This window comes from Bacillus sp. FSL M8-0077 (assembly GCF_038050255.1).
GTDB lineage: Bacteria > Bacillota > Bacilli > Bacillales > Bacillaceae > Bacillus > Bacillus altitudinis.
The window spans coordinates 1,551,527-1,576,162 of sequence record NZ_JBBPAF010000001.1; the positions used below are offsets into that span (position 1 = coordinate 1,551,527).

At 40.4% G+C, this 24,636-nt stretch carries 22 protein-coding genes; all 22 read left to right on the forward strand.

Annotation, left to right across the window (positions count from 1 at the left end):
- Positions 1–112 precede the first annotated feature (112 nt).
- The 22 genes from mraY to NST57_RS08090 all read left to right on the forward strand — a co-directional run bounded on the left by mraY (position 113) and on the right by NST57_RS08090 (position 24,596).
- Entirely contained in the window at positions 113–1,087 is a 975-nt protein-coding gene (gene mraY / locus NST57_RS07985; protein WP_142154977.1) for a phospho-N-acetylmuramoyl-pentapeptide-transferase, read from the forward strand.
- A gap of 9 nt (positions 1,088–1,096) precedes the next feature.
- Positions 1,097–2,443 carry a UDP-N-acetylmuramoyl-L-alanine--D-glutamate ligase gene (gene murD, locus NST57_RS07990; RefSeq protein WP_445818816.1) on the forward strand — a complete coding sequence of 449 codons (1,347 nt, stop codon included), beginning with the start codon at positions 1,097–1,099 and terminating at the stop codon, positions 2,441–2,443.
- 59 nt (positions 2,444–2,502) lie between these two features.
- Positions 2,503–3,603 carry a stage V sporulation protein E gene (gene spoVE / locus NST57_RS07995; protein ID WP_142154979.1) on the forward strand — a complete coding sequence of 367 codons (1,101 nt, stop codon included), beginning with the start codon at positions 2,503–2,505 and terminating at the stop codon, positions 3,601–3,603.
- A 198-nt stretch (positions 3,604–3,801) separates the two neighbouring features.
- Positions 3,802–4,896 (forward strand): undecaprenyldiphospho-muramoylpentapeptide beta-N-acetylglucosaminyltransferase, encoded by a 1,095-nt coding sequence (gene murG, locus NST57_RS08000; protein WP_142154980.1) that lies wholly within the window; start codon positions 3,802–3,804, stop codon positions 4,894–4,896.
- A 30-nt stretch (positions 4,897–4,926) separates the two neighbouring features.
- A complete protein-coding gene (gene murB / locus NST57_RS08005) occupies positions 4,927–5,838 on the forward strand; it encodes a UDP-N-acetylmuramate dehydrogenase (protein ID WP_142154981.1) in 912 nt (303 codons plus the stop codon).
- A 136-nt stretch (positions 5,839–5,974) separates the two neighbouring features.
- Complete coding sequence (locus NST57_RS08010) at positions 5,975–6,754, forward strand: FtsQ-type POTRA domain-containing protein (RefSeq protein ID WP_142154982.1); 780 nt, start codon at positions 5,975–5,977, stop codon at positions 6,752–6,754.
- Entirely contained in the window at positions 6,751–7,440 is a 690-nt protein-coding gene (locus NST57_RS08015; protein ID WP_341298363.1) for a DUF881 domain-containing protein, read from the forward strand. Before NST57_RS08010 ends, NST57_RS08015 begins: the two co-directional genes overlap by 4 nt.
- Before the next feature lie 20 nt (positions 7,441–7,460).
- The gene (locus NST57_RS08020) at positions 7,461–8,186 is read left to right on the forward strand and encodes a DUF881 domain-containing protein (RefSeq protein ID WP_142154983.1); all 726 of its coding nucleotides are present in this window, start codon (positions 7,461–7,463) and stop codon (positions 8,184–8,186) included.
- Positions 8,186–8,554 carry a small basic family protein gene (locus NST57_RS08025; protein WP_003210988.1) on the forward strand — a complete coding sequence of 123 codons (369 nt, stop codon included), beginning with the start codon at positions 8,186–8,188 and terminating at the stop codon, positions 8,552–8,554. Before NST57_RS08020 ends, NST57_RS08025 begins: the two co-directional genes overlap by 1 nt.
- A 159-nt stretch (positions 8,555–8,713) precedes the next feature.
- Entirely contained in the window at positions 8,714–10,036 is a 1,323-nt protein-coding gene (gene ftsA, locus NST57_RS08030; RefSeq protein WP_007499754.1) for a cell division protein FtsA, read from the forward strand.
- 33 nt (positions 10,037–10,069) lie between these two features.
- A complete protein-coding gene (ftsZ, locus tag NST57_RS08035) occupies positions 10,070–11,215 on the forward strand; it encodes a cell division protein FtsZ (RefSeq protein ID WP_007499752.1) in 1,146 nt (381 codons plus the stop codon).
- Between the two features lie 297 nt (positions 11,216–11,512).
- The gene (locus tag NST57_RS08040) at positions 11,513–15,832 is read left to right on the forward strand and encodes a S8 family serine peptidase (protein WP_445818783.1); all 4,320 of its coding nucleotides are present in this window, start codon (positions 11,513–11,515) and stop codon (positions 15,830–15,832) included.
- 250 nt (positions 15,833–16,082) lie between these two features.
- Positions 16,083–17,012: a sigma-E processing peptidase SpoIIGA gene (gene spoIIGA / locus NST57_RS08045; RefSeq protein WP_341298364.1), complete on the forward strand. Its 930-nt coding sequence runs from the start codon at positions 16,083–16,085 to the stop codon at positions 17,010–17,012.
- Between the two features lie 60 nt (positions 17,013–17,072).
- Positions 17,073–17,792 (forward strand): RNA polymerase sporulation sigma factor SigE, encoded by a 720-nt coding sequence (gene sigE / locus NST57_RS08050; RefSeq protein ID WP_007499746.1) that lies wholly within the window; start codon positions 17,073–17,075, stop codon positions 17,790–17,792.
- 142 nt (positions 17,793–17,934) lie between these two features.
- Entirely contained in the window at positions 17,935–18,714 is a 780-nt protein-coding gene (gene sigG / locus NST57_RS08055) for an RNA polymerase sporulation sigma factor SigG (RefSeq protein ID WP_034317964.1), read from the forward strand.
- A gap of 150 nt (positions 18,715–18,864) precedes the next feature.
- Positions 18,865–19,803, forward strand: a complete 939-nt coding sequence (locus NST57_RS08060; RefSeq protein WP_142154987.1) for a sugar-binding domain-containing protein — start codon at positions 18,865–18,867, stop codon at positions 19,801–19,803.
- A 243-nt stretch (positions 19,804–20,046) separates the two neighbouring features.
- On the forward strand, positions 20,047–21,291 hold the full coding sequence (locus tag NST57_RS08065) for an NAD(P)H-dependent oxidoreductase (protein ID WP_142154988.1): 1,245 nt from the start codon (positions 20,047–20,049) through the stop codon (positions 21,289–21,291).
- Between the two features lie 12 nt (positions 21,292–21,303).
- Complete coding sequence (locus NST57_RS08070; protein WP_341298365.1) at positions 21,304–21,735, forward strand: transcriptional regulator GutM; 432 nt, start codon at positions 21,304–21,306, stop codon at positions 21,733–21,735.
- Between the two features lie 17 nt (positions 21,736–21,752).
- Positions 21,753–22,283: a PTS glucitol/sorbitol transporter subunit IIC gene (gene srlA, locus NST57_RS08075; protein WP_003210918.1), complete on the forward strand. Its 531-nt coding sequence runs from the start codon at positions 21,753–21,755 to the stop codon at positions 22,281–22,283.
- A 13-nt stretch (positions 22,284–22,296) separates the two neighbouring features.
- Positions 22,297–23,307, forward strand: a complete 1,011-nt coding sequence (gene srlE, locus NST57_RS08080) for a PTS glucitol/sorbitol transporter subunit IIB (RefSeq protein ID WP_142154990.1) — start codon at positions 22,297–22,299, stop codon at positions 23,305–23,307.
- 26 nt (positions 23,308–23,333) lie between these two features.
- On the forward strand, positions 23,334–23,690 hold the full coding sequence (locus tag NST57_RS08085) for a PTS glucitol/sorbitol transporter subunit IIA (protein WP_007499733.1): 357 nt from the start codon (positions 23,334–23,336) through the stop codon (positions 23,688–23,690).
- 129 nt (positions 23,691–23,819) lie between these two features.
- Positions 23,820–24,596, forward strand: a complete 777-nt coding sequence (locus NST57_RS08090) for an ABC transporter ATP-binding protein (protein WP_445818784.1) — start codon at positions 23,820–23,822, stop codon at positions 24,594–24,596.
- Positions 24,597–24,636: the final 40 nt, after the last annotated feature.

The following is a 24,636-nucleotide window of genomic DNA, read 5'->3' on the forward strand; positions in this document are numbered from 1 at the left end:
ATGAAGCATTTTGTACAAAAACAACATACGAAAGACACGAATGAATATCATAATAATGAATGCTATTTTCTAATGGAAAACGGCTTTGGAAATTCGGAAGGAGTAAAGAACAATGCTTGAACAGGTGATATTGTTTACAATCATAATGGGATTTTTAATCAGTGTTCTTTTATCCCCGATTTTTATTCCGTTTTTAAGAAGACTTAAATTTGGTCAAAGTATTAGAGAAGAAGGACCTCAGTCTCACCAAAAGAAATCTGGTACCCCAACAATGGGTGGAATTATGATTATCTTTTCTATTACAATTACAACGATCGTGATGATTAACAAATTCTCTGAGATTAGTCCAGAAATGTTTTTATTGTTATTTGTCACCCTTGGCTACGGATTATTAGGATTTTTAGATGATTATATTAAAGTAGCGATGAAGCGAAATCTTGGCTTAACATCGAAACAAAAACTGATCGGGCAAATTGTGATTGCTGTCATTTTCTATGCAGTCTTCCATTATTATGAGTTTGCAACGACTATTCGCATTCCAGGAACAGATGTCAGCTTTGACTTAGGATGGGCATACTTTATCCTCGTCATTTTCATGCTTGTCGGTGGTTCTAATGCGGTAAACCTTACGGATGGACTTGACGGTTTATTATCTGGAACAGCTGCTATTGCATTCGGAGCTTTTGCTATACTGGCTTGGAATCAATCCCAGTATGATGTGGCTATCTTTTCGGTAGCAGTAGCAGGCGCTGTCCTTGGTTTCCTTGTCTTTAATGCGCATCCTGCAAAAGTATTTATGGGTGATACAGGATCGCTTGCTTTAGGTGGTGCCATTGTGGCCATTGCCATTTTAACAAAACTTGAGATTTTACTCGTCATTATTGGAGGAGTATTTGTTGTTGAAACGTTATCCGTTATCCTTCAAGTTATCTCCTTTAAAACAACTGGAAAAAGAATCTTTAAGATGAGCCCGCTTCACCACCATTATGAGTTAGTTGGCTGGTCTGAGTGGAGAGTAGTTGTCACCTTCTGGACAGCTGGTTTATTGCTTGCTGTTTTAGGAATTTACATCGAGGTGTGGTTATAATTGAATAGGATGCAAATGTTAAAAGACGAACATGTACTAGTACTAGGCCTTGCAAAAAGCGGATATGCGGCAGCCTCAATCCTTCACGAGCACGGAATAAACGTAACGGTCAATGACCAAAAAGCTTTTGAAGAAAACGAGCCTGCTCAGTTACTTTCTGAAAAGGGGATTGATGTCATTTGTGGCAGCCATCCTCTTCGTATGTTCGACGATAAAGAAATTACGATTTTAATTAAGAACCCTGGAATTCCTTATGAGAATGTGATGGTTCAAGAGGCACTTCGCCGAAAAATTCCAGTTTGGACTGAAATAGAATTGGCGTATCATTTGACCTCATCTCCTTTTATTGGGATTACCGGATCAAATGGAAAAACGACAACGACCACTTTGATTTATGAAATGTTGAAAAAAGACAGCCAAAAAACATTGGTAGCAGGTAATATCGGAACGGTCGCAAGTGAAGTTGCTGCGCGTGCAGCGGGCGATGAATGGATCGTAACTGAGCTCTCTTCATTTCAGTTAATGGGAACCGTTGAGTTCAGACCTAAAATCAGCTTAATATTAAATATTTTTGACGCACATTTAGACTATCATCACACGCGTGAAGAATACGAAAAAGCAAAACAGAAAGTGTATGCACATCAACAAGAAGATGACATAGCTGTGGTTAACCTAGATGATCCATCTGTTGTCAAACTAGCAGAAGATTCAAAAGCGCAAAAAGTGTTTTTCTCAGTTAAAGAGCCGGTAGAACATGGAGCGTTTATTAAAAATGGTGCCATCTACTATATGAATGAACATGTCATTGACCTCAAGGATGTTGTCCTACCTGGTGAGCATAACCAAGAAAATATTTTAGCAGCTATTTGTGTTGTAAAAAATGCAGGCTGCTCAAACGAAGCGATTGTTCAAGTTCTCACTACATTTAGTGGGGTGAAGCATCGTTTGCAATTTGTGGAGACGATTCAAAACAGAAAATTTTACAATGACAGTAAAGCGACCAATATACTGGCAACAAGTAAAGCTTTGTCTGCCTTCAAACAGCCGACCATTTTACTAGCAGGTGGACTTGATCGTGGCAATGAATTTGATGAATTAAAACCTTTTATGAAGAATGTAAAAGGAATGATTACATTTGGTGAGACTGCGCCTAAGTTTGTGAAGCTTGGTGAAGAGCTGGGAATACATCACGTAAAACATGTCGATAATGTTGAACAAGCAGTACCTGCGGCGTTTAGCATATCTGAAGAAGAAGACGTGATTTTATTGTCTCCGGCTTGTGCAAGCTGGGATCAGCATAAAACATTTGAAGAACGTGGAGACATGTTTGTAAACGCCGTGCATATGCTTAAATAAGGGCTTGTCTCTCATATGACTGACAGCCCAAATGAAATTATGCTTGGGGTGTCGGTCTCTTGACGAATAAGAAAACTTCTCCGGATTTTTTGCTTGTTGTCATTACGTTACTTTTATTGACGATTGGTTTAATTATGGTGTACAGCGCAAGTGCTGTGTGGGCATCGTATAAATTTGATGATTCGTTTTATTTTGCAAAAAGACAGCTTTTGTTTGCCGGAATCGGAGTTATCGCAATGTTTTTCATTATGCGGGTCGATTATTGGACGTGGCGGACTTGGTCAAAGATACTGATTGCAGTGTGTTTTCTCCTCCTCGTGCTTGTCTTGATTCCTGGAATCGGTATGGAGAGAAATGGTTCAAGAAGCTGGATCGGTGTCGGTGCGTTTAGTATTCAGCCCTCTGAATTTATGAAGCTTGCGATGATTGCGTTTCTTGCAAAATTCTTATCTGAAAAGCAAAAGAATATCACATCCTTTCGTAAAGGTTTCGCCCCAGCACTAGGCATTGTGTTTTCTGCATTTGCCATCATTATGCTGCAGCCGGACTTAGGTACAGGAACGGTTATGGTTGGAACCTGTATTATTATGATATTTGTTTCAGGTGCGAGAATCGGTCACTTTATCTTTCTCGGTCTTTTAGGGCTTAGCGGGTTTGCCGCACTTGTCTTATCAGCACCCTATCGAATAAAACGAATTACATCTTATTTAAATCCTTGGGAGGATCCACTTGGCAGCGGCTTTCAAATTATTCAATCCTTATACGCTGTCGGTCCAGGCGGTCTGTTTGGAATGGGGCTAGGTCAGAGTAGACAAAAATTCTTCTATTTGCCTGAGCCTCAAACAGACTTTATCTTTGCTATATTGTCTGAAGAACTTGGATTTATAGGTGGATCACTCATTTTGCTGCTCTTTAGTGTTCTATTGTGGAGAGGCATTAGAATAGCGCTTGGGGCACCAGATTTATATGGAAGTTTCTTGGCAGTGGGCATCATCTCAATGGTTGCCATACAAGTAATGATTAATATCGCAGTTGTCACTGGTCTCATCCCTGTGACGGGCATCACACTCCCATTCTTAAGTTATGGCGGTTCATCACTGACATTAATGCTGATGGCAATTGGCGTACTTTTGAATGTAAGCAGGTATGCTAGATATTAATGTGCTGCTAGTTCATGAAACCATATAGACTTTTATTTTGCAAAAGTATGAAAAAATGATTTGAAGAGTGAAAATGGCAGTTTCTGTTTCGAAAACATGATGATTGACTCTTCTTTACAGGTTTTGACGGAGCCCTGTTGTTTAAAACAGGGTTTATACTTTGTTCAGAGCAGAAAAAAAATGAGGGGAAATGGTATAATGCGTATAGTTATTAGTGGAGGCGGAACAGGTGGACATATTTATCCGGCCCTAGCTTTTATTAAAGAAGTGAAAAGACTGCATCCTGATGTGGAATTTTTATATATTGGCACTGAGAATGGGCTTGAAAAGAAAATTGTAGAAAGAGAAAATATCCCTTTTAAATCAATTGAAATTTCAGGTTTTAAAAGAAAGCTTTCCTTTGATAATGTAAAAACAGTGATGAGGTTTCTAAAGGGCGTCCAAAAAAGCAAATCTTATTTAAAAGAATTTAAGCCGGATGCTGTTATTGGCACAGGTGGTTATGTGTGTGGTCCTGTTGTTTATGCTGCGTCTAAGCTGAAAATTCCGACCATCATTCATGAACAAAATAGCCTGCCAGGCATCACAAATAAGTTTCTGGCGCGATATGTGAATAAAGTAGCCATCTGTTTTGAAGAAGCAAAGGAACACTTTCCTTCAGAAAAGGTTGTTTTTACGGGAAACCCAAGAGCCTCTGAAGTCGTCTCTATTAAAGAGGGGAAATCTCTTAAAGAGTTCGGGCTGGATGAGAAGAAAAAAACGGTTCTCATTTTTGGCGGGAGCAGAGGTGCAGCTCCAATCAATCAAGCAGTGATTGACATGCAAGATGAATTAAAGGCAAAGAACTATCAGCTATTATATATTACAGGTGAGGTTCATTATGAAAAAGTGCTGAACGAATTAAAAGAAAAAGGTGAAGCACCGAATATGATCACAAAGCCTTTCTTGCATCAAATGCCGGAGTATTTAAAATCAATTGATGTCATTGTTGCAAGAGCGGGAGCCACAACGATTGCTGAAGTGACGGCACTTGGAATTCCGACCATCTTCATTCCAAGTCCATACGTGACTGCAAATCATCAGGAAATTAATGCAAGATCACTTGAAAAACATGATGCTGCGATCGTTTTAAGAGAATCAGAGCTTACTGGAGATCGCTTGCTTCATGCAATTGATGAAATTGCTGGTAATGACGAGAAACTACATCAAATGAGTCGTTTAACAAAAGAACTCGGAGTACCAGATGCGGCCACACGTTTATATAATGTGTTAAAAGAAATTACGACTTCATGATGAATGATATGAGGTAAGGCGGAGGGTAATATGGAGAACTTGAAGAATGAATTATTAGAAGCGCAAGTTGGTAAAGTACTTGAAAATGAACCGCTTGCAAATCATACGACAATGAAAATAGGCGGACCGGCCGATCTATTAGTCATCCCTAAAGATGTCGATGCTGTCAAAACAATTATGGATCAGGTGAAAAAACATGATACTCAATGGACGGTCATTGGGAGAGGCTCCAATTTACTTGTACTTGATAAAGGAATTCGCGGGGTCGTTCTAAAGCTTGGCGCTGGGCTTGATCACTTAACTGTCAATGATGAAGAAATTACAGTTGGCGGAGGCTATTCAGTTGTAAGACTTGCGACGTCTCTTAGTAAGCAGGGGCTGTCAGGATTGGAATTCGCAGCTGGTATCCCAGGTTCTATTGGTGGCGCTGTTTATATGAACGCAGGGGCACATGGATCTGACATCAGCAAGATTCTTGTGAAAGCGAGAGTCTTATTTGAAGATGGAACGATCGAGTGGTTAACTAATGAGCAAATGAACTTTAGCTATCGAACTTCTGTGCTGCAAAAGGAACGTCCTGGGATTGTTCTCGAAGCAGTGTTCAAGCTTAAACAGGACGAACGTGAAAAAATCACAAAGAAAATGCAGCAAAATAAAGATTATCGCAAGGAAACACAACCGTATAATAAACCATGCGCCGGCAGTATTTTTCGAAATCCATTACCTGAATATGCAGGACAGCTTGTAGAAAAGGCGAATTTAAAAGGATACCAGATTGGCGGGGCTAGAATTTCTGATATGCACGGAAACTTTATTGTCAACGCTGGTGGAGCGAAGGCTCAAGATGTGCTGGACTTAATTCAGTACATTCAAAAGAAAATCAAAGATGAATACAATGTAGAGATGCATACAGAAGTAGAAATTATTGGCGAAGCAAATTAAAGGCTGCTACTTATGAATGGTGGCATCACAGGAAAACAAACGGCATTTTTTCATGCCGTTTGTTTTCTAATCAATATGAGATAAAGAATGATCCAAAGGTGCGGACAAGCAGCTTTGAATGAGGTGAAGAGTATATATGCGGCCTGATCATGAAAATGAAAAGATCGTCAATATAGAAGAGCGAATCCCTAAAATTAAAGAACAAAGGAAGCAGAAAGCGAATCGGAGATTAATCTCTTTTATTTTGCTGTTTTTTATCATGGTTTTAATTATTGTCTATTTGCAAACACCAATCAGTAAAATTTCTTCTTTAACTATTACCGGTAATGAACATGTACCAACAAAACAGCTCGTTAAACTTTCGCAAATTAAAGAAGGCGAGACAGAGTTTTGGAATTTAAATAAAGATATGATAGCAGACCATATAAAGCAAAATAAATTGATTAAAAGTGTCAGTATCAAAAAACATTTCCCTAATAAGGTCAGTATTGCTATCAAAGAGTATGCAAATATTGCGTATCTGCAAAAGGGGCATTTTTATTATGAGCTTCTTGAAAATGGTACAGCTTTGCAAGATGAAGTAACGCCAAGTCACGCAGGACCTATTTTTGTCGATTGGGACAATAAAGAGAAATTGAAGCAAACAGTGAGAGCTCTAAATCAATTGCCGGCTTCTATTCAGGAACTTATCTCAGAAGTATATTACGTACCGACTAGCTCCAATCAGTGGCTCGTTAAATTTTATATGAATGATGGAAACACTGTTATTGCATCAATTAAAACATTTGCAGATAAAATGACAACGTATCCTGCCATTGTCAAAGAACTTTCGTCCTCTGAGAAAGGGACGATTCATATGGAAGTAGCTACGTATTTTGAAGCTTTTAAATCTAAGAAAAAGGAAGATGAACGTTGAGAGGCAAAACCGTCATATTCTCAATTGTAATGCTTGTTCTTGGATTTCTGATTTCTTTTTCATACCAATATACTAAGCAGCATCAAGCAGATGTCAATCGAACAGAACAATGGAAAAAAGAATATTCTTTGAAAAGTCAGCTGACAAAGCAAGAAAAGGCGAATCAAAAACTTGAAAAAGAACTTTATCGTCTTCAATCAAAGGTTCAAGCAAAAGAGTTTAGTTTGAAAAATGAAAAAGAGCAGTATTTTAATGTTTTGGAAGATGTTGAGAAATACAGAATGTTTACAGGAGAAATAGGTGTAAAAGGGAAAGGGGTAAAAGTATCTCTTGAAGATGCATCTTATATCCCGAGTGGACAAAATGTCAATAATTACATTGTGCATGAGAGCCATATTTTCCATGTGATAAACGAACTATTTATATCAGGGGCATCTGCTGTAGCTATAAACGGACAAAGAATCACACACCAATCATACATACATTGTAACGGTCCAGTCGTCACGGTTGATGGTGTTCAACATCCAGCACCATTTGTCATTTCTGCTATTGGAGATCCAGCTGTTTTAATTCCTGCATTAAACATTGCAGGCGGGGTGGTTGATCAGCTGACAAGTGATCATATTTCCATGACGATTGAAAAGAAGGATATTCGTATGAATCCTCTTCTAAGAAACAAAGATTAAATGTGAAAAGGTGAGTGGTGTTGAGGAAAAAGAAGCCATTACTTAGTTTGACAGTCCTGATGGTCATATTTGGCATCATGGTCTCCATCCAGTTTAACTCTTTACAAAAACCTAAAGTTCGCGATACTCGAGACGTTTGGGAATTAAGAGAGGATTTATCCGCATCTAAAAGTAAGGAACTGGATTTATTGAAAGAAATTGATAAATATGATGAAATGCTAAAAAAGTATGGCAACCAAGAAGATCAATCAAAAGAAGCACAATTAACAAAAACGTTGAAGGATTTGAAAGAAAAGGCTGGTTTTACAGAGGTAACGGGTGAAGGAGTTGAAATAGAAATTACTCAGCTTTTTTCTAAGGAACTTACCGGAGAAGAAGTCAAAAATATACCACCTGATCTTTTGAAAAAATTAATCAACGAAGCCAATATGTTTGGGGCAAAACATATTTCCATTAATGAACACCGGGTAATTAACACCAGTGTTATTCGAGATATTAATGGTACGACGAAAATGGATGGTTACAGCATAGATGGTGATACAGTCACTATTAAGATGGTCAGCGAGCAGGCAGATAAATTATACAGCCGTTTAAATGTATCAGATATTGGTGATTTGTTTGCTCAGGAAAATTTCAGTTTGAGTATTAGCCCGCCGAAGAAAAAAATTCATTTAAAAGCATTTGACGGTACAATTCAATTAAATGAATTGAAGCCTCTTGACGATGTAAAGGAGGGAAAATCTTAATGTGGCTTCCTGTACTTGGTTTAATCATAGGAGTTGCGATCGGTTTCTTAACGAATTTTACGATACCGAATGAGTATTCTAACTATCTTTCCCTCGCTGTACTTGCTGCGCTTGATACATTGATTGGTGGAATCAGAGCACATCTGCAAGGGGCATACGATGAACTAGTGTTTGTATCAGGTTTCTTCTTTAATATTATACTCGCAATAAGTTTAGCTTTTCTGGGCGTCCATCTTGGTGTAGACTTGTATTTAGTCGGAATGTTTGCATTCGGTGTTAGATTGTTTCAAAATATCGCCGTTATTCGAAGAATTCTACTAACAAAATGGACAATTTCTAGAGAAAAAAAGAAAAAAAGTGAGTCATAAAAAAGGATATACATATGATGTAACGAATATTTTCAGTAATCCTAATAAAAAATGTTGATTTTTTAAGTTTTGTTACACACTTGTAAAAACACATTCATTGTATTGTTGTTCAGCAAATAATAGAATAGAAAGTATTGATATGTGAGGAGGTGCCATAGAATGAACAACAATGAAATTTACGTCAGCCTTGACATCGGTACATCCAATATAAAAGTCATCGTCGGAGAAATGGCGGATGATTCGCTTAACATTATAGGTGTTGGAAATGTCCCTTCAGAGGGATTAAAAAAAGGATCGATTGTTGATATAGATGAAACAGTTCATTCTATTAGACAAGCATTTGAACAGGCTGAGAGAATGGTAGGTTTTCCTTTACAAAAGGCGATAGTCGGAATTAACGGAAACCACATTCATATTCAGAATACAAGCGGCGTGGTCGCAGTGTCTAGTGAAAATAAAGAAATACATGCTGAAGATGTGAGACGTGTCTTGGATGCTGCACAGGTAGTATCTATTCCGCAAGAACATCTCGTAGTAGACGTCATTCCGAGACAATTTATCGTCGACGGAAGAGATGAGATCACAGATCCGAAAAAAATGCTAGGTGTACGGCTAGAAGTGGATGGATCGTTAATCACAGGTTCTAAAACGATTCTACATAACTGGCTCCGATGTGTAGAGCGGGCTGGTATTGAAATTATGGATATCTGTCTGCAGCCACTCGCATCGGGATCAGCAGCGTTATCGAAAGATGAAAAAAATCTAGGGGTAGCTCTTGTCGATATTGGCGGCGGCTCTACTACGATATCCGTATTTGAAAACGGGCATCTCTATTCTACTCACAGTATCCCATTGGGCGGAGAGAACATTACAAAAGATTTGTCTATAGGACTTAGAACTTCCACTGAAGAAGCTGAACGAATCAAAAAGCAATTTGGGCATGCATTCTATGATGAGGCATCGTCTGAGGAGACATTTGAAGTTTCCGTCATCGGTACGGACCAAAAACAGACGTATACACAACTTGAAGCAGCCAATATCATTGAAGCACGGTTGGAAGAGATTCTGCTTTTTGTGGCAGAGGAATTACGCAATATGGGTGTCCATGATTTGCCTGGCGGATTCGTTTTAACAGGTGGACAGGCAGCTATACCAGGTATCCTTTCTCTGGCACAAACGGTCTTACAAAACAATGTAAGAATCGCAAGTCCTAATTATATTGGGGTCAGGGAACCTCAATATATGACAGGAGTGGGCCTGATCCATTTTGCTTATCGCAATGCAAAGATTCAGGGCAGACAGGTTGGATTCCAAATGCCGGATGAAGCATTTCATGAAGTAGGCGCGTCCATGGAGCCGGTTTCTTCTACACCACAAGTAAAAGAAGCTCAGCCAAGACCGAAAGTGAAACAAAAAGCGCAACAAGAGACAAATAAAAAACCGGGCAAAATGAAAAAACTATTTAATATGTTCTGGGAATAGAACTAGATTTTCGACGGATTAGGAGGATTCAGCATGTTGGAGTTTGAAACAAATATAGACGGCCTAGCATCAATTAAAGTAATCGGTGTAGGTGGCGGCGGAAATAACGCTGTCAACCGAATGATTGAAAATGACGTACAGGGTGTCGATTTTATTGCAGTGAATACAGATGCACAGGCGTTAAACTTATCAAAAGCAGAAACAAAAATGCAAATCGGTGCTAAGCTGACAAGAGGGCTTGGAGCAGGTGCGAATCCTGAAGTCGGTAAAAAAGCTGCTGAAGAAAGTAAAGAACAAATTGAAGAAGTCCTAAAAGGCGCTGACATGGTCTTTGTCACAGCCGGTATGGGCGGTGGAACTGGTACGGGTGCTGCACCTGTCATTGCGAAAATCGCAAAAGATTCTGGAGCCTTGACAGTTGGAGTTGTGACTCGTCCTTTCACATTTGAAGGAAGAAAGCGTCAGCTTCAAGCAGTTGAAGGGATTGCTTCTATGAAAGAAGCAGTTGATACGTTAATCGTGATTCCAAACGATCGCCTGCTTGAAATTGTCGATAAAAACACGCCAATGCTTGAAGCATTCCGTGCAGCAGATAACGTGTTAAGACAAGGTGTTCAAGGGATCTCAGATCTCATTGCAACACCAGGTTTAATTAACCTTGACTTTGCTGACGTGAAAACGATCATGTCTAACAAAGGTTCAGCTCTTATGGGAATTGGTGTCGCAACAGGCGAAAACCGTGCTGCTGAAGCAGCGAAAAAAGCCATTTCTTCACCACTTCTTGAAACAGCGATTGATGGAGCACAAGGTGTTATCATGAATATTACTGGTGGTACGAACCTTAGTCTTTATGAGGTACAAGAAGCAGCGGATATTGTTGCATCAGCCTCTGATGAAGATGTCAACATGATCTTTGGATCTGTCATTAATGATAACTTGAAGGATGAAATTGTGGTCACAGTCATCGCAACCGGTTTTATTGAGCAAGAGCCGGAAGTGACAAAACCTCAAAGAAATCCATTAGGACAAGGATTAAAGCAAAATCAATCCATTCCACAAAAGCGTGAAGTAAAACGTGAGGAACATCAGCAAACATCATCACAACCAAGACAAAATACACAGTCAAGTGATGATACATTGGATATCCCAACGTTCTTACGTAACCGCAACAAACGATAAGCAAGCATGATTCACCCCCTTCCTTTGGAAGGGGTTTTTTTATGTCTTGGTGAAAAGATCCTGAGTCTGTTTGATATAAAAGTCTTGTTTTCTCTGTGTTATTTGGATCTATCGTATGTGTTTTGGCTTGAGTCTTTTAAGTCAAAAGAATCATTTTTAATTCCTTTTACAAAAAACGACAAAGTGTTGAACTTTATTTGACTACATTAATGAGAACACCATGAATCTTGTCATGATCAAAAAGAGGGGAGGGGTCAGGGGACACACTGTTCGATCATTTGAGGAGGAGGGATTTTATTGAAAGTGAAGTTTCGCAAAACCGCCGTCTATCGTTTCATGAGTCTTTTGGTGATTGGTACTTTAACGATGACAAGCTTTGGGATGGTTCAAGCAAAATCGACTTCTACCTCATATCAGGAGGAAGCCGTTTCCTCTAAGACAACAAAAGCCAAGATTTCTTCGAGATTAAAGAAGCAGTTTCAAAAGGAAGATAAGGTGACCTTCTTAGTCAAAATGAAGGAACAAACGAATGTACAAAAAGTAGCAAAAGAAGCTGTATCAAAAGCAAAAAAACAAAAATTAACCGCGGCTAAAACGCAGTACACAAAAAGATCAGCCGTTGTATCTGAGCTGAGAGCAACATCTGATGAAACGCAGCAAGCGCTCCTAGCGTATTTACAAAAGGAAAAAAAGAATAAGCAAGTGAAAGATATTCATTCCTACTATATTGTGAATGGTCTAGCTGTTACGGCAACACAAGAAGTGATGGAAAAGGTTGCTTCTTTTCCAGAAGTAGCTCAAGTGCTACCGAATGAAACACGTCAACTTCATCGTCCTGTTGATTTGAAGCATGCTAAGCCAAACAAACAAATCAAAGCAGTAGATGGAGTTGAATGGAATATTGCTCAAGTGCATGCACCAGAAGCGTGGGATTTAGGCTATGACGGGACTGGAACCGTTGTGGCAAGTATTGATACAGGTGTCGAATGGGATCATCCTGCGCTAAAAGAAAAATACCGCGGGTTTGACCCTGCTCGTCCGAACGAACCATCTCATGAACTGAATTGGTATGATGCCACGACAGGATCTGAAGCCCCTTATGATGACTTGGAGCATGGGACCCATGTGACAGGCACAATGGTTGGTTCTGAGCCAGATGGAAAGAATCAAATTGGGGTCGCACCGGGAGCAGAATGGATTGCAGTGAAAGCTTTTTCAGAAGATGGCGGTACAGATGCTGATCTGTTAGATGCCGGTGAGTGGATTTTAGCACCGAAAGATCAAAACGGAAATCCTCACCCAGAAAAGGCACCTGATGTTGTGAATAATTCGTGGGGCGGTGGGCCAGGTCTTGATGATTGGTATAAAGATGTGGTAAATGCTTGGAGATCAGCAGACATTTTTCCAGAATTTTCAGCCGGTAATACGGATTTATTCAATCCAGGCGGCGAGGGTTCGATCGCAAATCCCGCTAACTATCAAGAAGCCTTTGCTACAGGCGCAACAGATCAGGACAATAAATTAGGGTCTTTCTCCCTTCAAGGACCTTCTCCATATGGCGTAATGAAACCAGATATTGCTGCTCCGGGTGTAAACATTCGTTCTTCGATCCCGGGAAAAGGGTATGAAGATGGGTGGAATGGCACATCGATGGCAGGTCCGCATGTCTCAGCTGTTGCTCTTCTTCTTCGCCAAGTCCAATCAGACCTTTCTGTTGATGAAATTCAGCAAATTCTCATCGAGACAGCGAAACCACTGACAGATCAGCAATTTCCTGAATCCCCTAACAACGGCTATGGGGCAGGGTTAGTTGATGCAAAAGAGGCGATTACTGCTTTAACCGATGGAATCGGTACGATTGAAGGTCAGGTCACAAAAGAGGGAGAAGATACAGAACCGCCTGTTTTCTCACATAAAGGACCGAACGAAATTTTTGCTGCAACACCAACCCCATTAACCATCACTGCAGAAGATGGGGTAGCAGTGACAAATGTTTCTTTGACTTACCGAGTAGATCAAGGTGAATGGGAGACGCTGCAAGCCAACCGCATGGATGGAAATCATCTAAAAGGAACCTATACGGTGCAGCTTCCTGAACTTGAGGGGGAAAACGTCACGTACCGATGGATGGTGAAAGATTTTGGAGAAAATGAAGCGGCATCAGACCCTTATACGCTGCCAATCAAAACATCCATCACCACGGGCTACTCACAAAATTTTGAAGCATGGCCAAGTGGATGGTTCAGTGGTGGAACAAAAGATCCGTGGCAGTGGGGAAAACCGTCCACAGGTCCGAAACAAGCATTTAGCGGGGAACATGTCTATGCCACCCATTTAGACAGTCATTATGAAAATCAAACCGACGCCAATTTGTCTATGCCGCTCATTGCTGTACCAGATGCAGGTTCTTCCTATCTGCAATATCAATACTGGCATGATCTCGAAGCCAATTATGATTATGTGCATGTCTATGTACAGCCAGAGGATGAAGACGCCATTCAAGTGACAGCTTATACGGGGAAAACAAATGCATGGACAGCAGGCGAAGTTGATTTATCTGCTTATAAAGGTCAAAAAGTGAGAGTCCTGTTTCAGATAAGAACAGATGGCAGTGTCACAAAAGACGGCTTTTATTTAGATGATGTGAAAATCACAGATCAAGCATTGCCTCAAAAAGCCAAGAACCAGCTTGGTGTAATCAAAAAAGAAAAGTCCGTAAGTCAAGATAAGAAGTCTGTTGACCCAAAAAAGGCAAAGCCTGCTAAAGTGAAAAATAAACATGTACAAATTCAAAAACAAAAAAATCATGATGCTCCGTCTATTCAAGCTCTTCCAATGAAGGCGCAAATCAGTGTTCTAGAAAGCGGAAAATCAACTTCCACCGATGAAGCGACAGGGAAATATCAGCTGTCGCAAGGAGCAGGAGAATGGACAGTGAAAGCGGAAGCTTATGGCTTTGAATCACGGTCCCAAAAAGTCAAAGTGGCATCAAAAGAAACAGCAGAAGCGAATTTCTCCTTACAGCCGCTAGAGAAACGAACGATCTCTGGCACGGTTGTCAATGAAACGACTGGTGAAAAAGTGAAGAATGCAACTGTTTATCTTGTGGAGGACGCAAAAATTGAGCCGGTGAAAACAGATGAATCCGGTGAATTCTCAGTAGAGGCATTAAGCGGTGTCTATACAGTCAAAATTGTTGCAAAGGGGTTTAAAGGCTATACGTTTACAGCGGATGTGACGGAAAAGCCGCTTGAAAAGTCAGTGAAGCTTGAGCCTTTTATCGGTTTTCCGGGAGAGATTGGCTACGATGATGGCACCGCTGAAAATGCACGGGCTTTCTACGATCCTGGCAATGGCTGGGCTGTAAAGTTTTCATTAGAAAAAGGAAAGAAACAAGCACAGGTCACAGGTGGTCTTTTCCGGTTTTGGACAGCAGAATGGCCAGCTCCTGGAGGCGATGAATTTGCTGTTGAAGTATATGATGCTTCTGGGAAGGGTGGCGCACCAGGTGAGAAAATCGCAGGACCATTAAAAGCAAATGCACTGCGAAATGGTGAATGGACAAAAGTAGATTTAGAAGATCAAGCCATTACAGTAGATGGTGATTTCTATCTTGTTTACATTCAAACAAAAAAGAATACCGAATCTCCGGGACTTGCCACAGATGAAGATGGCCCAAATGCTGAAAGAAGCTGGCAGCTGACGAGCGGTGCTTTTTCTCCTTCTCCGAAAGAAGAGGGGAATTATATGATTCGCGCGCTCGTGAACTATGAAGCAGATGTACCAGAAATCACTTCTCCAAAGGCAGGAACCATTACAAATCAAAGTGAATTGACGATTGAAGGCACGGCCTCTGCGGGTCTTGATGTGGCCATTTATCAAAATGATGAAGAGGTGGCCAAAGTCAAATCAGATGAGGCGGGTACTTTCAAAGAAAATGTATCTGTTCCAAGTGGAGAGCATGTCTTCACGGCGGCGACCGTAACGGATAAAGGCTCAACAAAACATTCCAAGCCAGTCAAGGTGATCATCGATCAAACAGCACCGACATTGACCATTGATACACCGAAAAAAGGCGAAAAATCTAATAGAGAATCACTCACGGTGGAAGGAAAGGTAGCAGACGATCATCTAGATCAAGTCACAGTCAATGGAAAAAAAGCGACCGTAAAGGATGGGGCATATTCTGCAAGGGTGCTGCTGGATAACGGGAAAAATACAATCAAAGTAACAGCAAAAGATGCGGCGGGAAACAAAACGACTAAAAAGGTCGACATCGATGTACAATACGACGCACCTGTCATTTCTGAATTGACACCAAAAGAGAATATGAATCTATCATCAGGTGAATCTGTTAAGATTTCATTTAAAAGCAGGGAAAAGCTAGATGCCACCTTTGTTCTTCATATGCCGCTGACAAATGCTCGATCAAAACTTCAAAACACAAGCGAACTGCCGATTCGTGAAGTAGCACCGGGAACGTATGAAGGCTACTGGACGGCGACATCTATTGCAAAAGCAAAAGGTGCAGTGATTGAAGTCATTGTCAAAGATGATTATGGAAATGTCACAAGACAGAAGGCAGAAGGAACACTCACCATCAATGAGAAAGAATGACAGCGAAATAGACACGACTCTTCGGAGCGTGTCTTTTTTTGTGCAATTGATAGGCGGAGACGTTTGTCCAACAAATCATTCTGATGTTCTCTCCGTCTCATACGTCGACAAAAACGATAACAATCCACCAAAAGTTCTCTATCATCCCCTACAAGAATTGACAGACTTCCATCCGATGACTGTTTTATACTGGTACAAACAAGTGCAAGTACTGCTTTTGATTCTTTGTTTCAGATGAAAGGAGCAGAAGGTGGTCATTTATTTAGATGTCATTTGGCTGTTAAACTTTTGTTTTGATCTATTGCTGCTCTTACTCACGGCATTTATTCTCAAACGACAAGTGAAAAAAAGGCGATATATGTTAGGAGCTCTCATTGGATCGAGCATTGTTCTCTTGCTCTTTACACCATTTGCAATGATTGTGTCGCACCCTTTAGGCAAACTGCTTTTTTCTGTCTTGATCGTGCTTGGAACCTTTGGCTTTCAAAGATTTCGTTCCTTTTTTCAAAACCTGTTTGCTTTTTACTTTGTCACATTTTTGATGGGAGGGGGCATGATCGGGGTTCATTCGTTTTTGCAGACAAATACAGTCATTCAAGATGGACTGCTTATTTCACAAAATGATGGATTTGGTGATCCCATTAGCTGGCTTTTTGTTCTCACTGGCTTTCCGGCCATTTGGCTGTTTTCAAAGAAACGATTGGGAGAGGTTGGTGAGAAAAAAAGACAACATGATGAACAAGTGCTTGTGGAGATACACATTCAAGGAGAAACGATCCGCTTAAACGGACTGGTCGATTCTGGGAATCAGCTGTATGATCCATTGACGAAAACACCTGTCATGATCGTCCAGCTCGATCAGCTCACCTCTATTTTCGGAGAGCCATTTATAGAAAAAATGAAACAGTTTCATCCTGTTGAAGTGATGCAAAAGCTCGATGACCATTTTCCGTTGCTTGATCGTTTAAGACTCGTTCCGTATCGCGCAGTCGGTCATGATCACGGGTTTCTACTATGCTTTAAACCAGATACGGTCGTCCTTTATACAAAAACGCATATGATCCAGCCAGCGAAGTGTTTTGTTGGGATGAGTCTAAGTGGATTATCAGCAGATCAGGAATTTCAATCCATCATTCATCCAGAGATGTTAGACGGAAAAATGATACAAGGGGTGTCGTAGTTTTTTTTGTGATGTCTTTTATCTTACGAAGTCAACTGGACATTTAGAAGGGAGAAGAAGATGAAAAAATTAAAATTTAAACTCACTTACTACTGGTATAAACTCCTCATGAAGCTAGGGCTAAAGAGTGATGAGATTTATTATATTGGTGGAAGTGAGGCACTGCCTCCGCCGTTATCAAAGGATGAAGAACAAGAATTGCTCGTTAAATTACCAAAAGGTGATCAAACAGCAAGAGCCATTTTGATTGAAAGAAACTTGCGATTGGTCGTTTATATCGCAAGAAAATTTGAAAACACAGGCATTAACATTGAGGATTTGATTAGTATCGGAACGATAGGCCTCATAAAGGCAGTAAATACGTTTAATCCAGAAAAAAAGATCAAACTGGCCACATATGCGTCTAGATGTATTGAAAATGAGATCTTAATGTATTTACGCCGAAATAATAAAATCCGTTCAGAAGTATCGTTTGATGAGCCGCTTAACATCGACTGGGACGGTAATGAACTGCTTTTATCAGATGTACTTGGGACAGATGATGATATTATCACCCGAGATATTGAAGCAAATGTCGATAAAAAATTACTGAAAAAAGCGCTAGAACAATTAAACGATCGTGAAAAACAAATTATGGAACTGAGATTCGGTTTAGTTGGCGGTGAAGAAAAAACCCAAAAAGATGTTGCCGACATGCTTGGTATTTCTCAGTCCTATATTTCAAGGCTTGAAAAAAGAATTATTAAACGATTGCAAAAAGAATTTAATAAAATGGTCTAAAAAAATTTTTTGAAAGCTCTATCCCTGTACTATCAAAGGGATCACCATTTTTTCACATATTTCTCATCATAGAGCGTGCATATTTTTCCATCCCACGGAGATACTGAACTTTGTACAACAGCTCCTGTAGGGAGGGAAAAAAGTGTCCAGAAATAAAGTGGAAATCTGCGGAGTCGACACCTCCAAACTGCCTGTTCTGAAAAACGAAGAGATGAGGAAATTATTCAGACAGCTGCAAGATGAAGGTGACGATACAGCAAGAGAAAAGCTAGTCAATGGCAATTTGCGGTTGGTTTTAAGTGTGATTCAGCGTTTTAACAACAGAGGCGAGTATGTTGATGATCTCTTCCAAGTAGGCTGTATCGGATTAATGAAATCAATTGATAATTTTGATTTAAGCCACAATGTCAGATTTTCAACTTATGCGGTCCCTATGATCATAGGAGAAATCCGTCGATACTTGCGTGATAACAACCCCATCCGGGTGTCTCGTTCACTAAGAGATATTGCCTATAAGGCACTTCAAGTCCGTGAGAGACTGATTAGTGAGACAAGCAAGGAACCAACGGCAGAAGACATTGCCAAAGTGTTAGAAGTCCCTCATGAGGAAATTGTTTTTGCCCTAGATGCCATTCAAGATCCTGTTTCTTTGTTTGAACCGATTTATAATGACGGAGGAGATCCGATTTATGTGATGGATCAAATTAGTGATGAACGGAACAAAGATACACAATGGGTAGAAGAATTGGCCTTAAAAGAGGGAATGCGCAGATTGAATGATCGAGAAAAAATGATTCTTCGTAAACGCTTCTTCCAAGGCAAAACACAAATGGAAGTGGCAGAAGAAATCGGCATTTCTCAAGCGCAAGTATCAAGGCTTGAAAAAGCAGCAATCAAACAAATGAATAAAAATATTTTTTAAAGCCGCCGCTGATGTGCGGCTTTTTTCATTCTTTTTAGAGAACCCACCTCTAGTATTGACTCTGTTATTTTTTTCATTTAATCTGTTTTTAACAAATGTTATTTGAAATATCATTTGTGAGGGAATAGAGAAGCGGAAAGAAGGGTTATTATGACATTCCATGATGAAAGAAGGCTGCTCATTAAGGTTGCGCATATGTACTATGAAGAAGGCGCCACTCAATCTAAAATTGCAGAAGCTGTTGGGGTTAGCCGTTCGCTCATATCGAAATATTTGGCAAAAGCACGTGAAGCAGGAATCGTGGAAATCATTATTCATGATGAAGTGAATCAACAATATGGTTCGTTAGAAAGAAAAATAGAGCGAAAATACGGGCTGCGGGAAGTCGTGTGTGTGGAATCTCTCAGTCAAGAAACAACAAAAAGTCGGATAGGAGCTGCGGCTGCGGGCTTTTTATTAAAAGTCATGAAGGATGGACAAGTCATCGGTTTTTCATCAGGGACAACCTTGCATGAAATGGCGAAAGCGCTTACGTCTGTTCAACATTTTCCATCTGTGACATTTGTTCCTCTTGTCGGAGGTGTCGGGAACGAGGATGTTGATATTCATGCCAACTATATTATTGGAAGATGCTCAGAAGCACTCAAATCGAAATGTGAGTTTTTACATGTGCCTGTCATGCTTGATACGAAAGAAGCGAAAGATGTACTCATTAGACAGCCGTCGATCAAAAAGGTCATTGAATTAGGAGAATCCTCAAATATCGCAGTCGTCGGAATAGGCGGGGTTCCGCAGCATTCAACGATGGTAAAATCGTACATGACAAGCGGTGAGGAAGATATCCTGCAAGCGAAAGGTGTGGCGGGTGACATTTGTTATAACTTTATTGATCATAAAGGAGATGTGTATCCGCATCCATGGAACGACCGGGTGATGGGGATCAGTCCTCAAAAGTTGAAAGAGATCCCGCTTGTGATAGGTGTCGCTGGAGGAGAAGAAAAAATTGAAGCAATCAGGGCAGCGTTAGAAGGTGGATTAATTCATGTGTTAATTACAGATGAACAAACGGGAGATGCCCTATTAAAGTAACTACCTAAGCCGATTAGGTAGTTTTTTTGAGTCTTTAGACTCAAAAATGTTGAAAAATTTATCGATTTTATCTTGACACAAAGTTGACACATCATATAAACTAAGTTCATAACAAATGATAAATAAAATAACAAATGTTACAGTAAACAGATTTTTGTTAATTTTTATAACATTTGTTAAAAGTTTCAGATTATTTTTCTAGCAATCTATTGTGAGGCAAGAAAACCTGAAAGGATGATTTAGATGTCAATTTATCAACAATTGTTAGCACGAGAACGCAGCGGAGATCCGATCAAAGTTGGGATTATCGGGGCAGGCCAAATGGGTTTTGGACTCATTTCACAAATTTCTAAAATTCCAGGCATGATTGTCGCAGGTGTTTGTGATATTCACCTTAGTGCAGCTGAGAAAGCAGCGAATTTTTACAAGCAGCATGCGAAACCACATCAAATGGTCGTAACAAATGATTACAGAGAAGTGATTCAGTCAGATTCTGTGGAAGTCGTTGTGGATGCAACAGGTGTTCCAGAGGTTGGAGCTAACATTTCTTTGGAAGCGCTTAATTCAAAAAAACATCTTGTTCTTTTAAATGTAGAAGTCGATATTACAATCGGGTTGGTCATGCATAAATTATTCACGAATGCAGGACTTGTGTACTCTGGATCAGCTGGAGATGAACCAGCAGCAACGCTAGAACTATACGAATTTGCAAAAACAATGGGGCTTGAAGTATTGGTTGCTGGGAAAGGTAAGAACAACCCATTCTTCCCAGAAGCAAACCCAGATACATGTAAAGCTGAAGCAGATAGTAAACATATGAGTGCCCACATGCTGGCAGCATTCCAAGACGGAACAAAGACGATGGCAGAAATGAACCTATTAAGTAATGCAACAGGACTTTTGCCTGATAAAGTCGGCATGCACGGAGTAGAAGCGAATTTAGAAAATGTAGCAGATAAATTGAATCAAAAACAGCAAGGCGGCGTACTGGATAACTTCGGAGTCGTTGAATATGTAAACGGACTGGCACCAGGTGTCTTTGTCATCGTCAAGAGTGATCTTGAGCCAGTAGATGAAGAACTTCGCTACTTAAAAGTTGGAAAAGGTCCTCACTACACGCTGTATCGTCCTTTCCACTTAGCAAGTCTTGAAACACCAGTGACGATCGCTAAAGCAGTCTTACAACATGATTCTTCAATCCATCCAATTGGTGTACCAGTATCAGAAACTGTCGCTGTGGCGAAAAGAGATATTAAAGCAGGAGAAACACTTGATGGTATTGGCGGATACTCCGTAAGAGGTGTACTTGAAACACATCAAGACATGAAAGCGAACGGCCACATCCCAATTGGCTTAATCAGCGGAAAAGTGGTAGCGAAAAAAGATATCAAATTAGGGCAATTCCTATCTCACGATGATGTAGAACTTGATACAAACACAACGGTCTGGAAGCTGCGTTCATTACAAGATCACTTATTTCAATCATAAGGACGTGAGGCTATGGAAAAATTAGCAATCGTACTTTGTATCATTCTGATTGTGCAGTATGGTTTATCGTTTATTCAAATCAAGTACTACCGTAAGAGCATGGATTCACTGATTGACGACTATAAAGGAAAACAAGGCTATCACTTGTTTTCAGGAATGGAGCGGCGCAAATTTGGTCCTGGAGCCATTGCGCTCATCATTGTCGATGAATCGTACACTATTCAAAAATGTCATGTGCTTGGCGGCGTCTCGATTTTGTCTAAATTTAAGGAACTGCCTTCCTATGAAGGGAAACATGTGGGGGCTGTGCTTGATGAGCATCACATGATGAAACAAACATTGAAAAAGCGCAAAAGGGGACCAGCTGTCATGCAAGCACTCTCCATGGCAGCGGAGCAAGCGCTTGTCTCGATTTCTAAAAAAAATATAACAAATGTGAACTAAGAAAGGGGAGATGAAACATGGAATGGATTCAATGGTTTGGAGAGCACTTTATCGGGATGTTTGAAGCCGGCGGAAAGCAATTCATGGGTCTTGTTACAGGTATCGTTCCAACGCTTGTTGTGTTACTTACTTTCACTTATGCTGTGATGAAGTTTATTGGAGAAGAGCGAGTGAATAGAGCGATTCAATTTGCAGCGAAATATACCATTTTGCGCTATACGTTAATGCCGATCTTATCCGTTCTTATTTTGACAAACCCAATGGCTTATACGTTTGGCCGCTTCTTACCTGAAAAACAAAAACCAGCATTCTATGATTCAGCTGTTTCATTTGTTCATCCGGTGACATCACTGTTCCCGTATGCCAACGCAGGAGAACTGTTTGTCTACTTAGGAATTGCGAACGGGATTAAAGAAGCTGGATATTCTATGTCAGAGCTGGCTGTTCGTTACTTCTTAGTCGGGATCGTTGTCATTTTACTTCGCGGAATCATTACTGAATGGATCACAAAGTACTTAGCAGGAAAAATGAAAGCGAATTCACAATAGGGGAGGGTTAGACATGACAAACCACAAAGTATTTGTTGCAAAAGGTGCTGGCGGATGGGGAGAAGGATTAGAGCTTGAACCAACCGGTAAAAGAAGAAAGGTCGTTTCCATTACAGGAGGAGGCATTCACCCAGTTGCACGTAAAATTGCAGAAATGACAGGGACAGAAGCATGTGATGGCTTTAAAAATTCTATACCAGAAGATGAAATGATGTGTGTTGTCATTGACTGCGGAGGAACAGCGCGAATCGGACTTTATCCAATGAAACGCATTCCAACTGTCGATGTGCTGGCATCCTCTCCTTCTGGACCGCTTGCAAAACACATTACAGAGGATATCTTCGTATCAGGTGTCACAGAAAAAGATATTTCCTTTGCGGAAGCATCTGATAGTGAAGGGACTGTAGAAGGTCAAGAAAGCAGCGGCCCAATTGACAAAGAGAATTTCAAAGAAACCTATTCAAAACTGAAAGAGGAAAATATCGAACGTCAGGAACAAGGAAATTTCCTCATGAGATTCTCAAGAGGAATCGGAAAAGTAACCGGTACATTCTATCAAGCTGGTCGTGATTCTGTTGATATGCTCCTTAAAAACATTATTCCATTCATGGCCTTTGTCAGTATGTTAATTGGAATTATCAATTATACAAAAATCGGTGATCTGATTGCCCATTTCCTTTCACCTTTGGCAGGATCTTTATGGGGACTTTTACTGCTCGTTGTTGTCTGTACCTTACCGTTCCTATCGCCTGTCTTAGGACCTGGGGCAGTCATTGCACAAGTAATCGGTGTTCTTATTGGTAGTCAAATCGCACTAGGAAATATTCCGCCTCAATTTGCTCTTCCAGCCCTGTTTGCGATCAACGGTCAAGTAGGGTGTGACTTTATCCCGGTGGGGCTATCACTTGGTGAAGCGAAGCCGGAAACGGTACAATATGGGGTACCAGCTGTTTTGTATAGCCGTCTCATTACAGGCGTTCTATCTGTTGTGATCGCATACGTTGCCAGCTTCGGTATGTATTAAACGTATTAAAGGAGGAATCGAGATACATGGTAACACAATCTGTCGTAAAAGAAATTGGGATCTTAGTCCCGCAATTTAAAGAAGATAAGCTGATTGTTTTATTTGGACCAGCAGCGCCGCAGGAATTAAGAGATATGTCTGTCATTCATGAGTTTGAACACTTAGAAGAAGAGCCGCTGAAATTAGGCGGAACGATTCAAGTGGGCGACCAAACTTATACCATTACTGCTTTAGGCAATAAAGCAAATGACAACTTTAAGGAGCTCGGCCATATTTCGATCTACTTCCAAGAGCCGTTTGATGATGTATTACCGGGAGCTGTCTTTGCATCCCCGCATACGTTTCCTGATATTAAAGAAGGCGTACGAATTGAAATTTCGTAACCATGCAAAAAAAGCTGTTCCTTATAGGGAGCAGCTTTTTTACGTAAGGTTTACTGATTGAAACATTTGCGATATGCTGTAGACGTTATTATTTGTATATTCAGAATTTTTATTCAGGAGGAAAAGATGGTGTCGCTTGACTTGAAGGATGTTTCTTTAAAACGAAATGGAAAATGGCTGCTGCGTTCTATTGACTGGCAGGTGAAAAACCAGGAACACTGGGTGCTTTATGGCTTAAATGGTGCGGGGAAAACGGCTTTATTAAATATGCTGTGCTCGTATTATTTTCCAACGTCAGGTGAGATGACGGTGTTAGGCCATGTGTTTGGTAAGGAAGCGCTTGGTGAAAAACTAAGGAAGAAAATTGGTCTCATCTCTGCTGGTCTTGAAAAGAAGCTGCACAGAGACGACAATGCATTTGAAATTGTTTTGAGCGGGGCATTTGCTTCCATCGGCCTTTATGAAACGCCGACAGATGAGATAAGAGAGAAGGCCATTGATTTATTAAAAGCATTTGGCTCGTTTCAATATGCCAATCGCACGTATGAAACCCTCTCGCAAGGGGAGAAACAAAAAGTGCTGATCGCAAGAGCTTTAATGAATGATCCGAAGCTTCTGATCTTAGATGAACCTGTGACGGGTCTTGATTTTTTAGCAAGAGAACAGGTGTTAGAGACCATCTCATTCATTGCTTCAAAGCCTGATGCGCCTACTTTGCTTTACACGACCCATCATGCAGAAGAGATTTTGCCTGTTTTTCAGCACACCCTATTATTAAAAGAGGGGTCTGTTTTTGATCAAGGGAAAACAAAAGAGATGATGACAAGCGACTTGCTTTCTTCCTTCTTTGAATGCCCGGTAGATGTGATGTGGAGAAACGGCCGTCCTCACTTAAGTAAATTGTAGATAAGAGAAACTATTGGTCTGCTTCCCTGCTTTTCCATCA